Genomic DNA, 12999 nt, shown 5'->3' on the forward strand with positions numbered 1-12999 from the left:
GTTTCGTTTCGCTGTCAAGCGGTCACGCAAGGTTTGTCCGATCAGGTGTCCGCCCGGTACAGCTGATCGATCTCGGCCGCCGACAGCGCGCGGTCGTACACGTGCACCTCGTCCAGCACGCCCGGCCAGAAGTCCACCTGCGCCTTGTTGTAGAGGGCGCGGCCGAGGACCGTGTGCCCGGCGGCGGCCCGGCCCGGACAGTACGGGGCGGTGCCGGCCAGTTGACCGTTCACGTACAGCCTGATCTGCGACTTCACCGAGTCGTACAGGCCGACCAGGTGGTACCAGACGCCGGCCTGTGGGACCGGGCCCAGCGCCCGGATCGTCGGGGTGCTGAACGCCAGGCGGTTGTCCTGGGCCGAGTACTGCAGGAAGAACTCGCTCACGCCGTCGGACCGGTCCTGGCTGACCGCGGTCGCGAACCGCCCGGTCTGGTCCAGCCGAACCCACGCCGCCACCGAGTAGTCCGTGGTCGTGTCCAGAATGGACGCTCCGGTGTCGGCCCACTGGTTGACACCGTTGAACTCCAGCCCCTGCCCGATGCGGCCGTCCGTCCACAGCGGACCGTTCTGCAGCTTGACCGAGTGGCCGTGGCCGGAGGTGTCGTCGCTGACCCCGTCCAGGGGCCAGGCCCCGACCCCGGTCAGGCCGGGCGTGCCGGGCGGCGGGGGCGGCGGCTGCTCGGCCTGGCCGGACGCGGCGATCACCGCCCGGTTCACCGCCCGCACCTGCGCCAGGTCCGGCTTGAGCACCTTGCGGTCGTAGGTGAACAGGCCGTTGACCTCGTTCTCCACGTCGGTGGCCTGGGTGTAGATCGCCGCCGACAGCCCGCACTTGACCTCGCAGTCCTTGACCTGGTTGAGGATCTGCACGTAACGGCTGGTCAGTGTGGCCTTGTCCGGCTCCATCTCGTAGCTGGTGCCCTTGCCGGGCTGCCACTCGTGGCCGGGCACGACCAGCCCCAGCCCGCCGAACTCGCCGTCCACCGCGGCCCGGGTGTCGGTCGGCACCGGGCTGCCCGGGCCGACGTAGGCGTGGTTGTCGTAGACGTCGCCGTTGCCGCCGTCGAAGGAGTAACAGCAGTTCAGGCCGCTGTTGTTGTTCACGAGCCGGCTCGGGTCCCAGGCCTTGACCTGGTCGGTGACCGCGGCCGGGTCGAACTCGCCCCAGCCCTCGTTGAACGGCACCCACTCCACGATCGACGGGTGGCTGCGGTGCTGGTCGATCATCGCGTGCAGCTCGGTCATGAACTGCTGCTCGGCCGCCGGCGTGGGCCGCGGCGTGCTCGGGACCGTGGGTCCGAAGTCCGCGTTCATCGACGGCATGTCCTGCCACACCATCAGGCCCAGCTTGTCCGCCCAGTAGTACCAGCGGTCCGGCTCCACCTTGATGTGCTTGCGAACCGTGTTGAAGCCCAACGCCTTCTGCTCGGCCAGGTCGAAGCGCAGCGCCGAATCCGTGGGGGCGGTGTAGATCCCGTCCGGCCAGAAGCCCTGGTCCAGCGGGCCGAGGCTGAACACGAACTTGCCGTTGAGCAGCGTGCGGAGCTTGCCGTCCTGGCCCTTGCCGATCGACACCGAGCGCATGCCGAAGTAGCTGGTCACGCGGTCGCCGCCGACCCGCACGGACAGGTCGTAGAGGAACGGGTCGTCCGGGGTCCACAGGTGCGGATGCTTGATCGGAATGGTCAGCAGCGCGTCGGCCCTGCCGGTCGTGCGGGCGACCACCCGGCCGTGATCGGTGGCGACGACCTCGACGGGCTGGCCCTGCACGCCGGCGGTGTGCACGGTCAGCTTCAGCGAGTTCGTGGTCAGGTCGGGCGTCTGGTCGAGGGCCGTGATGTGTGTCGCCGGCACGGGTTCCATCCACACCGACTGCCAGATGCCGGACGTCGGCGTGTACACGATGTTGTTGACGGGGTGCTCGCGCTGCTTGCCGATCGGCTGCCCGCCGGCCTCGGTGGGATCCACCACGCCGACCACCAGTTCCTGCTCGCCGTGCCGGGTCAGCGCGTCGGTCACGTCCACGCTGAACGCGTCGTAGCCGCCCTTGTGGGTGGCCAGCTGGTGGCCGTTGACCGAGACGGTGGCCTGGTAGTCGACGGCGCCGAAGTTGAGCACCACGCGCTGTCCGCGCCAGGACTCCGGCACGGTGAACGTGCGCCGGTACCACATGGTGCTTTCGTGCCGCATGATCCCGGACAGGGCGGATTCCACCGGGTACGGCACGAGAATCCGTTCCGGCAGCGGTTGTCCGTCCGGCGGCGTGGTGCCGAACTGCCACACCCCGTTGAGGCTGCGCCAGTCGCGGCGGACCAGCTGCGGCCGCGGGTACTCCGGCAGCGCGTTGTCCGGGCCGACCTGGTCGGTCCACGGCGTCGACAGCGGCGGGGACTTCCGGTGCCAGCCGCCGTCCGGCGCGGCGGACGCCGGCAGCGTGAAGACCGACAAAGCGGCCAGCAGGACGACGAACACACTTGCGAATCTGCGCATCGGCACTCCTTAGACGCGGGTGCTGGGTGCGCGTTCCCGGGTGGGACCAGCCGTCGTCACGCAGGATGCTAGGGCCGGTACGCTCGGTCATCAACCGCCGTTCGTGCCCCCTGGTGTCCGGTCACGTCGGCGAACTGGGCTACGGTACGGCCGGACATCGCTGGGTGGGGGAGTTCCGGCATCGACAAATCCTGCAGAGCACGTGGGTAGGCGCTGACGATCGCCGGGAGGTGGACGCCTGTGGACAGCAACTTCGAGAACCGGCCGCCCCGACGCCCTGGACCCCCTGCGGGCTCGGGCGGCCACCCGCAGCCGCCCCGCCAGCCCGGCCCCGGCCGTCCGCAGCCCCCGCAGCGCGGCGGCGTGCCGCCGAAGCCCCAGGGTGGGCGCGTTCAGCCGCCGAAGCCCGGTTCGCCGAGGCCTGCTCAGCAGAACCCGGTCCCGCCGAAGCCCGCGCCGCAGAGGCCTGTGCCGCCGAAGCCCGCGGCGCAGAAACCTGCGCCGCAGAAGGCCTCCGCCCCGCCGAAGGCTGCTGCGCAGAAGCCGCCGGCTCGGAAGTCACCGGCTCAGAATCCGGTGCCTTCGAAGGCCGCCGCCGAGAAGCCGCTCGCGCGCAAGCCGCCGGCCGCGCGTCGCCCGTCCGGCAACACCGTCGCCAAGCGTGCCGGCATGACGGCGCTCGCGTTGGTGTCGACCGTGGTCTTAGTGGTCACCGGCTACGGCTACACGACCCTGGACAACCTGACCAGCGGCCTCGCCACCGACAACGTGATCAAGGCGGAGAAGCCCGCGGACGGCGCGGTCGACGTGCTGCTGGTCGGCCTGGACAGCCGGACCGACGCGCACGGCAACCCGCTGGACCCCAAGCTGCTGGCCCAGCTGAACGCCGGCGGCGACGAGGGCGAGCTGAACACCGACACGCTGATCCTGGTGCACATCCCCAACGACACCAGCAAGCCGGCCGCGCTGCTGTCCATCCCGCGCGACTCCTACGTCGACATCCCCGGCGGCTACGGCAAACACAAGATCAACTCGGCTTACCCGCGGGCGATGAACGACGAGGCGTCCGAGCTGCGCAACAAGGGCGTCACCGATCAGAAGCAGATCACCCAGCAGTCCCAGTCCGCCGGGCGCAAGGAGCTGATCGCCACCATCGAACAGCTCACCGGGGCCAGCATCGACCACTACGCCGAGATCAACCTGTTCGGGTTCAGCGAGATCACCAAGTCCATCGGCGGCGTGAAGGTGTGCCTGAAGCAGGCGACCAAGGACAGCTTCTCCGGCGCCAACTTCCCGGCCGGTGAGCAGACCATCTCCGGTGTGGACGCGCTGAAGTTCGTGCGGCAGCGGCACGAGCTGCCGGGCGGCGACCTGGACCGGATCAAGCGGCAGCAGGTGTTCATGGCCGGCCTGGCCAGCACCGTGCTGTCCGGCGGCACGCTGACCAACCCGGGCAAGCTGGCCGCCCTGATCAACGCCATCAAGAACGCCGTCGTGCTCGACCAGGGCTGGGACCTGCTCGGTTTCGCCACCCAGCTCAAGGGCATGACCGGGGGCGGCCTGCATTTCCAGACGATTCCGACCGGCCGGCCCGACCTGCCCACGCCCAACGACGGCCAGGCCGTCGAGGTGGATCCCGCGCAGGTCAAGGCGTTCGTGCAGCAGCTGACCGGGATCACGCCCAGCAGCGCTGCGACCCCGACGAGCGGCTCGTCGTCGACCGGCAACGGCATCACCGTCGAGGTGCGCAACGCCAACGGCAAGTCCGGCCTGGCCGACAGCGTGATGTCCGCGCTGGTGGCCAAGGGATTCGTGCAGGGCGACACCGGCAACGCGGCCAAGCGGTCCAAGTCGGTCATCCGCTACCCGAAGGGCGGCGCCGCCGACGCCGAGAAGGTGTCCGAGGCGCTCGGCGGCGGGTACGACACCGAGCAGGACGACGTCGACGGCATCCAGCCCGGCCACGTGCGGATCTTCCTGTCCACGGCCTACGACGGCCCCGGAGCGGAGGGCTTCACCGGCCCCGCGGCCTACGCGCTGGCCCCCACCGGAACCAGTTCCGCCGCCACCAGCAGCGACACGATCACCGCCAACGGCATCACCTGCGTGAACTGAGCTGTTGCCGCGCGGGGCTCAGCCCCTTCGGGGCCTCGCACTCTCCGAGCCTGGGGGCGTGTTGTGGCTAGCCGGCTTGGTGTTCCCCACCCGTGTCGAAGAAGGCGTCAAGGTAGGCATCCGGTTTCAGGTGGCTCTCCCGTAACAGCGAGAAGACCTCGGTGCCCTGGGTGATCCGGTCCTCCGACAGGGCGTAGGCCTGGGCGAAGTCCAGGTGCTCGAAGCCGTTGTCCAGGGCGTAGTCGCGCGCCTCCCGCCCGGCGAGCTCGATCGCCTGGGCCGCGGATGCCGCGCGCCACAGGGTGATCCGCTCCTCGTACGGCCGGTTTTCGTGGCCGTTCCAGCGGAACACGCAGCGCACCCCGTACCAGCCGAGCCCATCGTCGGTCACGGCGTCGATTATCCCCGTCACTCGATCAGGTCGGCGCGAAGTTCGGTGAGCAGCGTCTCCAGCTGCCGGTACGACCACAGGTCCCGGAACGCGGTGAGCCGGCGGCCGTCCTCGTCGAGCACGAAGTGCGTGCCGCGGCGGGCCATCGTGACGGCCTTGATCCGGTCCCGGTCGATCTTGCTCGCCGGGCCGATCAGCACGTGCACCCGCAGCTGGCGGTCGTCCAGCACCAGCCGGGTCCGCCGCAGGTAGGCCACCGGCATGAGCGCGAACGCCACGACGATCAGCAGCCAGACGGCGATCTGCAGCGGGTCGAGGGTGCCGATCGTGGTGAATCCGGCGATCAGGGTGGCCAGGGACAACAGTCCCATCAGGACGATCACGGACAACACGCGCGGGTTGGTCGGCGAGCAGTGGATCACCAGCGGATCGGGCATGAGTGCACCCCAGCACGAAAACGACCCGATCGGGGATAACGCTTCAATAACGCCCGGCCCGTCGCGCTGGGGTCGGCATCCCCATTCGCGGTGAACTGCGACGTCGGTCGCGGCGAAAGCGAGGGGACCTCACTGTGAAATCGACCTTGGCGCTGGTCGTTGCCCTGTTGGCGTCGTTGGTCGGGGCCGCGCCGGCCTCGGCCGGCACCCCGGCTTCGGAGCCCCGGCCGGCCGCGTCCGACAAGGTGTTCACACATGTCTGCGAGCAGCAGCCGCGCTACGAGTGCGGCACCATCACGGTGCCGCTCGACTACTCGCGGCCGTCCGGTCCGAAGTTGACCATCGCGGTCTCCAGGTTCAAGGCCACTGGCAGTGCGCGCCAGGGCGTGATCCTCTACAACCCCGGTGGTCCCGGCGGCAGCGGCCTGTTCACCGCCGGGGCGGTGCCGGCCAGCGTGCGCGCGGCGTACGACTTCATCGGCTTCGATCCGCGCGGGGTCGGGAAGAGCAGCCCGATCAGCTGCGTCGACCCGTCCTTCTTCGCCACCCCCGGCGCGGACCCGAACCCGAGGTCCGAGGCCGACAAGGTGCCGTTCGTCAAGCGGGCCAAGTCCTATGCGGACGGTTGCGCCGCCCGGTCCGGCGCCGAGCTGCCGTACATCAACTCGCTCAACACCGCGCGGGACGTCGACGAGATCCGCAAGGCGCTCGGCGAATCCAAGATCACCTACTACGGCGTCTCGTACGGGACCTATCTCGGCACCGTGTACGGGCAGCTGTTCCCGGACCGCGTGCGGCGGATGATGTTGGACAGCACCATCAACGCCGACCCGGCCGCCGTCTGGTACCAGGACAACCTCGACCAGGACCTGGCCTTCCAGAAGCGGTCCGAGATCTGGTTCGACTGGATCGGCCGCTACGACGGCGTTTTCCACCTCGGGGTCGGCCGTGACGCCGTGTACGCCAACTACCTCAAGGCCCGGTCCGCGCTCGCCGCCAAGGCCGCCGGGCCGGTCGGCCCGCTGGAACTGGACGCCGTTGTCGTGAACTCCGCGTACTACGACATCAACTGGGTCAGCAATGCCCGTGCCTTCAGCAACTTCGTGGTGAAGGGTGACGCCACCGCGCTGATTTCGTACACGCGGGACAACAACCCCGCCACCGCCGACGGCGAGAACAGCAACGCCGTCTACACCGCCGTCGAGTGCAACGACGCTCGGTGGCCGCGAAGCTGGTCGGTCTGGAACCGCGACAACACGGCTGTGGCGCAGCGGGCTCCCATCGAGACCTGGGCCAACGCCTGGATGAATCTGCCGTGCGCCTTCTGGTCGTTGCCGCAGCCGTCCGCGCTGCGGATCACCGGTCAGGGCCTGCCGCCGATTCTGATGCTCCAGGGCACCCTCGACGCCGCCACGCCGTACCAGGGCGCGCTGCGCACCCACCAGCTCCTGCCCAGCTCCCGGATGATCATCGAGGACGGCGGCGGCTCGCACGGCGTCTACAACGCGCCGTGGGTGCACAACACCTGCGTCGACAACTACGCCACGGCCTATCTGCTCACCGGCGCCATCCCCGCCGCCGACGTGACCTGTGCCGGGCACTCGCTGCCCGACCCCGGAGCCCCGTCGACATCCCGGTCGCTGCCCCGACGCTGATCCGCGCTCGGCGGCGTGCGGATTCGGGCGGCTCCACTAAGCTGGAGCCCGTGAGTGGGGCGGTCGACCAGTTCGTGTCCAGGCTGGACTATCCGGTGTTCGTCGTGACGACAGTCGACCGGACCGGCGACGAGCGGGACGGGTGCGTGGTCGGGTTTCTCACCCAGTGCAGCATCGATCCGCTCCGGTTCCTGGTCTGCCTGTCGGTCCGCAACCGCACGTACCGGGTGGCCCGGCAGGCCGAGCTGCTGGCCGTGCACCTCGTCGGCGAGGAGCAGCGCGACCTGGTCGAGTTGTTCGGCGGCACGACCGGGGACGAGATCGACAAGTTCGAGCGGTGCGAATGGAGTCCGGGTCCGGGCGGCGTGCCGCTGTTGGACGCGGCGTCCGGCTGGCTCGTCGGCACGATCCTGGACCGGTTCGAACTCGGGGACCACGTCGGTTTCCTGCTCTCGCCGACCGCGGGCCACGTCACGGACGGCCAGCCGCCGCTGATGTTCTCCGCGGTGCGCGACCTCGAGCCCGGCCATTCCCCCTAGCTCACCAGATAGGGGTAGCCCGCGCGGGGGATTCGGGGCAGTTGACCAGGAGCACGCAGCGGAAGCAGCGCATGCCGTCGGCGGTGTCGACGATGAGGTCGCGGTGGGCGGAGTGGGCGCAGCGGGCGGCGAGGATGCCCCGGCCGACCTCGGTGATCTGGGCCAGCGGGAAGGCGTGCACCTGGTCGTCGTAGCGGCTGTGCCACCAGATGAACGGACCGGTCATGCCGCCGAGGCTAGAAGCACGAACCGGCCCGGCATCGCCATCGGGCGCACGTCACGTCGCCATTGGACGCACGGGTCGCTAGCGTCGGCCCGGTGGAGCGCAACGAGCGCCTGGAAGCCATGCAGGAGGCCGCATCGGCGGCCTTCGCGCCGCTGCGGCTGACGACCGACGAGTACGACTTCGACGGCGGCATCCGGTACGCGACGGCGGGCGGGCTGCTGGTGGCCGACATCACCGGGAACGCGGGCGGGGTCTGGCGGCCGCAGCGGCTGATCACGTCCACCGACAGCGAGCTGTACAAGTTCTCCCTGCACCTGAGCGGATCCTGCATGCTGGGCCAGGACGGCCGGCACACGGCGGTGAATCCGGGTGATCTTGTCGTCTACGACACGACCAGGCCCTACGGCTTGGTCTACGGAACCGCCTACCGCACGGTGGTTGTCGGCGTGCCTCGCGAGAGGTTGGCCGGCCAGGCATCGGCGTTGCGGCAGGCGATCGCGCGGCCGGCGCGCACGGACAGCGGCCTGCGGCGGGTCGTCGCCGGCATGTTGAACGGCCTGGCGGAAGACCTGGACGGGACCGTCACCGAGGGCGGCACGCAGCTGGCCGATGCGCTGCTTTCCCTGCTGGGAAAGGTTTTCACCGGCGACGCCCGGCTGATGGATCCCCGAACGTCGATGCGGGAACGGGTTCTGGCCTACTGCGAGGCCAACCTGGGCGACCCGGACCTGTCCGTGGAGACGATCGCCCAGGCGCACGGGATTTCGGCGCGGTACCTGCACAAGCTCTTCGCCGGCACCGGCACGACCATCGCCGCGCTGATCAGAACCCGCCGCCTGCAACGGATCCGCGACGACCTGACCGACCCGGGCCAGGCGACGGTGCCGGTGGCGGTGATAGCGGCGCGTTGGGGCGTGCTGGATCCGACGCACGTGAGCCGCCTGTTCCGGGCGGCGTACGGCATGTCGCCGGCCGGCTACCGGCGTCAGCTGCTCCGCTGAATCGGCATCCAGGCGGCGGCCTGTACTCGGGCCAACCCACTCCGCACCGCCGCGGCGAAGCGTTGCGCCTGCTCGAAGGGCACGCCGGTGCAGCGCAGCTCCATGTGCTCGGCCCGGATCGACAGCGCCCCACCGGACAGGGAGTTGCCGGCGGTGGCCACGGACACGACCTCGGTGAGCGGGATGTGCGTCCCCTCGGCCAGCACGCGGAAATCGGTGGCCACCAGCGTCCCGCCGGGGCCGGACAGCACGGCACGCACCTGCTCGGTCGGACCGAGCCGGTCGGTGAACTCGGCGGAAAGCTCAATGGTGTCGGCCATCGGCCCAGGATCCTGGCGGCGGCGGGCGATCGTCACTAGCCCGTCGGAGTGAGCACGCCGGTCACGGTCCGTGAGATGTTGTAGGGAAACTTCAAGAACCCTGCAGAAATTATAAATAGAAGTTCGGTGTTGCCGGGGGCAAGCTGACACCGTGGTCGCTTCCCAGTCAACCCAGGTCGAAAACCCTGCCGCCCCCGACCGGGCCCGGGAGGGCCTGTGGCTCGCGATCGCCGCCTACGGCATGTGGGGGCTGTTCCCGCTCTACTTCCCGCTGCTGGAACCGGCCGGCGCCGTGGAGATCCTGGCCCACCGCATCGCGTGGTCGCTGATCGTGCTGGGCGTGGTGCTGCTGATCCGCCGGCGCTGGGCCTGGGTCGGCCAGCTGCTGCGCCAGCCCCGCCGGCTGGGCATGCTGGCGGTGGCCGCGGTGATGATCGCGATCAACTGGGGCACCTACATCTACGGCGTGAACGCGGGCGACGTGGTGGAGACCTCGCTCGGCTACTTCATCAACCCGCTGCTGACGATCGCGCTGGGCGTGGTGGTGCTGCACGAGCGACTGGGCACGGCGCAGTGGGTCGCGGTCGGCATCGGCGTGCTCGCGGTCGCGGTGCTCACGGTCGGTTACGGCCGGCCGCCGTGGATCGCACTGATCCTGGCCGTCGCGTTCGCCATCTACGGTTTCATCAAGAAGCGGGTCAACCTGCCCGCCGTCGAGGCGCTGGCGGCGGAGACGGCCGTGCTGTTCGTGCCGGCGACGGTGTATCTGGTCGTGCTGGAGGTGATCGGGGTCGGCACCTTCCTCGGCCACGGCACCGGCCACTCGCTGATGCTGGCCGGCGCGGGCCTGATCACGGTGGTGCCGCTGGTGTGTTTCGGTGCGTCGGCGACCCGGTTACGCCTGTCGACGCTCGGCCTGGTGCAGTACCTGGCCCCGGTGTTCCAGTTCCTGGTCGGCATCCTCGTCGACCACGAGCAGATGAACGCCACCCGCTGGATCGGGTTCGGCCTGGTCTGGCTGGCTTTGGCGGTCCTCGTGGCGGACGCCGGTCGACGGTTGTACGATTCCAGTCGTACCAATGTGCGATGATGCTCGTACCAATCGACTGGAGGGCGCCGTGGAACTGGGCCGGGTAGGCATCTGGAACCGGACCGTCGCGATGGACGAGCCGAGGTCCCGCGAGGCCGCCGCCGAGCTGGAGGAGCTCGGCTACGGCGCGGTGTGGATCGGCGGCAGCCCGCCGGTGTCGATGGCGGAGAACGTGCTCGCCGCGACCGAGCGGCTCGTCGTGGCCACGTCCATCCTCAACATCTGGCAGCACGAGCCCGCCGACGTCGCCGCGCAGGCCGACGCTGCCAACGCAAAGTTCAACGACCGCTTCCTGCTGGGCCTCGGTGTGAGTCACGGTCCGATGGTGCCGAACTACGCGAAGCCGCTGGCGACGATGCGTGAGTTCTTGGCCGGCCTGGACGCGGCCGGTCACCCCAAGGAGAAGCGCCTGCTCGCGGCGCTCGGGCCGAAGATGCTGGAGCTGTCGGCCCGCGAGGCCAACGGCGCCGTTCCGTACCTGGTCACGCCAGAGCACACCGTTCGGGCCCGGGGCATTCTCGGCGCCGGCCCGCTGCTGGTGCCGGAGCTGAAGGTCGTGCTGACCAACGACCCGGCCAAGGGTCGCGAGATCGCCCGGGACCACCTGCAGATCTACCTGCGGCTGCCGAACTACCTGAACAGCCTGCGCACGCTCGGCTTCGACGACACCGACTTCGCCGACGGCGGCAGCGACAAGCTGGTGGACGGGACCGTGGCCGTCGGCGACGAGGACGTCGTCGCCGAGTGGCTGCGGCGGCACCTCGACGCGGGCGCCGACCACGTGGCCATCCAGGTGCTCAACGACCCGCTGCCGGTGGCCGAGTGGCGCTCGCTCTCCGGGTTGACTCAGGGGCGTTTCTGACGCATAGCGGGCCGGCGCCGCCCAGACCACGACCGTGCGAGGCCCCGCCGATGTTTCGCCCGGTTGGCGGATTTCGCCCGCCGCCGGCCAACGCAACCACGCGCCCGAACCGATGCGGCGGGCTAAATCCGGCAAGGGCGAGGCATCGGCTACCCGGGGGCCGAGCCCCGCGCGGCACGCGCGGCACGGGCGCTGTTCCCAACACGGTTGGTGACGGCCGTCAAGCCCTCCCGTCCACTGGAAGACGGCTAACACCTCGGCCGGTGAGCGTGCAGACTGGGGACGGTTTGCACACCGTCGGCTGGAGGGGACCATTGGAGCGGACACTGGCCTGGGACGGGGCCGCCGTTGTGGCCGTGGACCAGTGCGCGTTGCCGCACGAGCGGACCGTGCTACGCCTGACGACACCCGACGAGGTCATCGACGCCATCAAGCGGCTGGCCATCCGCGGCGCGCCCGCGATCGGTGTGGCCGGCGCGCTCGCGGTGGCGCTGTCGGCGCAGCTCAGCGACGACGACGAGCAGGCCGTGCGGGAGGATGCCGAGCGCATCGCCAACGCCCGCCCGACCGCGGTCAACCTGAGCTGGGCCGTGCGCAGGGTCTTGACGAAACTCCCCGGCGGCGCGCGGGCCGTGCTGGACGAGGCGCTGGCGATGTTGGAGGAGGACGAGCGGACCAATCGTGCGATGGCGGCCCGCGCCGCCGACGCCGTGCTCGGCCTCACGAGCCGCCGGCCGCTGCGGATCCTGACCCACTGCAACACCGGCGCGCTGGCGACCGTCGCGGTCGGCACGGCGCTGGGCGGCATCAAGGAACTGGCCGAGCGCGGCCTGGTCGAGGAGGTGCTCGCCGGCGAGACGCGGCCGCTGCTGCAGGGCGCGCGGCTGACGGCGTGGGAGCTGACCCAGGCCGGCATCCCGTTCCGGCTGTGCGTGGACTCCGCCGGCCCGGCCGCGATCGCCGCCGGCCTGGTCGACGTGGTGATGGTCGGCGCCGACCGGATCACCGCCAACGGCGACGTGGCCAACAAGGTCGGCACCTACTCGCTGGCCGTCGCGGCGCACCGCAGCGGGATCCCGTTCGTCGTCGTCGCACCAGAGTCCACTGTGGACGAGTCCATTGCGGACGGTTCGCAGATCGCCATCGAGCAGCGGCACGCCGACGAGGTGACCGCCTTCCACGGGCACCGGGTGGCGCTGCCGGAGACGCCGGTGTTCAACCCGGCCTTCGACGTCACGCCGAACGACCTCGTGACGGCGATCGTCACCGAGGACCGGGTGTGGCCGCAGCGGCCGGCCGGGCAGCTCGCCGAGGTCGCTCGGGGGCTCTACCAGCGCGGTTGGCTGGACGGCACCGCCGGCAACCTGTCCGTGCGCATCGGGGACCAGGCGCTGATCACCGCCAGCGGGCGGAGCAAGGGCGAGCTGACCAACGCCGACGTGGTGCTGGTCGAGGCCGAGACCGGGGCGTGGATCTCCGGCGACAAGCCATCCGCCGAGACGTCCATCCACGCCGCGATCTACAAGGCGTTCCCCGACTGCGGCGCGGTCGTGCACGCCCACCCGCCGTACGCCACGGCGGTCGCCGCCCGGGCGATGGCCGCCGGCCAGGACTCCGTGCGGTTCACCGACTTCGAGATCATCAAGGGCTTCGGCGTGGCCGACCCGAGCTCGCTGGACGTGCCGGTGTTCACCAACTGGTCGGACGTGCCGCGCATCGCCGCCGAGGTGGGTGAGCGGGTGAACGGATCGGTGCCCGTTCTGCTCATCGGGCACCACGGCGTCACCGCGTGGGGTCCTACGCTGGAGGTCGCCCGCAACCGGGTGGAGTGCATCGAGGCCCTCTGCCGGCTGCACCTGCTCACGAACTAG

12 protein-coding genes are annotated in these 12999 nt (G+C 70.2%); 7 read left to right on the top strand and 5 right to left on the bottom strand.

Annotation, left to right across the window (positions count from 1 at the left end; all coding sequences use genetic code 11):
• Positions 1-41: 41 nt before the first annotated feature.
• A complete protein-coding gene (locus BJ998_RS24355; RefSeq protein ID WP_184865157.1) occupies positions 42-2492 on the bottom strand; it encodes a LamG-like jellyroll fold domain-containing protein in 2451 nt (816 codons plus the stop codon).
• Between the two features lie 576 nt (positions 2493-3068).
• Here BJ998_RS24355 and BJ998_RS24360 point away from each other — a divergent pair.
• Complete coding sequence (locus BJ998_RS24360) at positions 3069-4607, top strand: LCP family protein (RefSeq protein WP_312890311.1); 1539 nt, start codon at positions 3069-3071, stop codon at positions 4605-4607.
• A gap of 67 nt (positions 4608-4674) precedes the next feature.
• Here BJ998_RS24360 and BJ998_RS24365 read toward each other — a convergent pair whose 3' ends face one another.
• Both BJ998_RS24365 and BJ998_RS24370 read right to left on the bottom strand, forming a co-directional pair.
• Entirely contained in the window at positions 4675-4998 is a 324-nt protein-coding gene (locus BJ998_RS24365) for a hypothetical protein (RefSeq protein ID WP_184865159.1), read from the bottom strand.
• Positions 4999-5015: 17 nt separating this feature from the next.
• Positions 5016-5435: a hypothetical protein gene (locus BJ998_RS24370; RefSeq protein WP_184865161.1), complete on the bottom strand. Its 420-nt coding sequence runs from the start codon at positions 5433-5435 to the stop codon at positions 5016-5018.
• A 134-nt stretch (positions 5436-5569) separates the two neighbouring features.
• Here BJ998_RS24370 and BJ998_RS24375 point away from each other — a divergent pair, with 134 nt between their 5' ends.
• Both BJ998_RS24375 and BJ998_RS24380 read left to right on the top strand, forming a co-directional pair.
• Positions 5570-7090, top strand: coding sequence for an alpha/beta hydrolase (locus BJ998_RS24375; protein ID WP_184865162.1), 1521 nt, complete (start codon positions 5570-5572; stop codon positions 7088-7090).
• Positions 7091-7140: 50 nt separating this feature from the next.
• Positions 7141-7629, top strand: a complete 489-nt coding sequence (locus tag BJ998_RS24380) for a flavin reductase family protein (RefSeq protein ID WP_184865165.1) — start codon at positions 7141-7143, stop codon at positions 7627-7629.
• A 1-nt stretch (position 7630) separates the two neighbouring features.
• On the opposite strand, the gene BJ998_RS24385 is transcribed toward BJ998_RS24380, so the two are convergent.
• Positions 7631-7855 (bottom strand): hypothetical protein, encoded by a 225-nt coding sequence (locus tag BJ998_RS24385; RefSeq protein ID WP_184865167.1) that lies wholly within the window; start codon positions 7853-7855, stop codon positions 7631-7633.
• A 92-nt stretch (positions 7856-7947) separates the two neighbouring features.
• On the opposite strand from BJ998_RS24385, the gene BJ998_RS24390 reads away from it, so the two are divergent.
• The gene (locus BJ998_RS24390) at positions 7948-8856 is read left to right on the top strand and encodes an AraC-like ligand-binding domain-containing protein (protein WP_184865169.1); all 909 of its coding nucleotides are present in this window, start codon (positions 7948-7950) and stop codon (positions 8854-8856) included.
• On the opposite strand, the gene BJ998_RS24395 is transcribed toward BJ998_RS24390, so the two are convergent.
• Positions 8841-9176 (bottom strand): hypothetical protein, encoded by a 336-nt coding sequence (locus tag BJ998_RS24395; RefSeq protein WP_184865172.1) that lies wholly within the window; start codon positions 9174-9176, stop codon positions 8841-8843. The two genes, BJ998_RS24390 and BJ998_RS24395, sit on opposite strands and share 16 nt — an antisense overlap.
• 151 nt (positions 9177-9327) lie before the next feature.
• Here BJ998_RS24395 and rarD point away from each other — a divergent pair, with 151 nt between their 5' ends.
• From rarD to mtnA, 3 genes are all read left to right on the top strand, one after another.
• The gene (rarD, locus tag BJ998_RS24400) at positions 9328-10266 is read left to right on the top strand and encodes an EamA family transporter RarD (RefSeq protein ID WP_312890312.1); all 939 of its coding nucleotides are present in this window, start codon (positions 9328-9330) and stop codon (positions 10264-10266) included.
• 28 nt (positions 10267-10294) lie between these two features.
• On the top strand, positions 10295-11128 hold the full coding sequence (locus tag BJ998_RS24405; RefSeq protein WP_184865174.1) for an LLM class F420-dependent oxidoreductase: 834 nt from the start codon (positions 10295-10297) through the stop codon (positions 11126-11128).
• Positions 11129-11442: 314 nt separating this feature from the next.
• On the top strand, positions 11443-12999 hold the full coding sequence (mtnA, locus tag BJ998_RS49600) for an S-methyl-5-thioribose-1-phosphate isomerase (protein WP_221338109.1): 1557 nt from the start codon (positions 11443-11445) through the stop codon (positions 12997-12999).

The sequence above is a fragment of the Kutzneria kofuensis genome, assembly GCF_014203355.1.
Lineage (GTDB): Bacteria > Actinomycetota > Actinomycetes > Mycobacteriales > Pseudonocardiaceae > Kutzneria > Kutzneria kofuensis.

Bases quoted from the DNA above. Each gene is read 5' to 3' on its own strand.
- BJ998_RS24370 (WP_184865161.1), bottom strand. From the start codon at position 5,435: ATGCCCGATCCGCTGGTGATCCACTGCTCGCCGACCAACCCGCGCGTG.
- BJ998_RS24355 (WP_184865157.1), bottom strand. From the start codon at position 2,492: ATGCGCAGATTCGCAAGTGTGTTCGTCGTCCTGCTGGCCGCTTTGTCG.
- BJ998_RS24385 (WP_184865167.1), bottom strand. From the start codon at position 7,855: ATGACCGGTCCGTTCATCTGGTGGCACAGCCGCTACGACGACCAGGTG.
- BJ998_RS24395 (WP_184865172.1), bottom strand. From the start codon at position 9,176: ATGGCCGACACCATTGAGCTTTCCGCCGAGTTCACCGACCGGCTCGGT.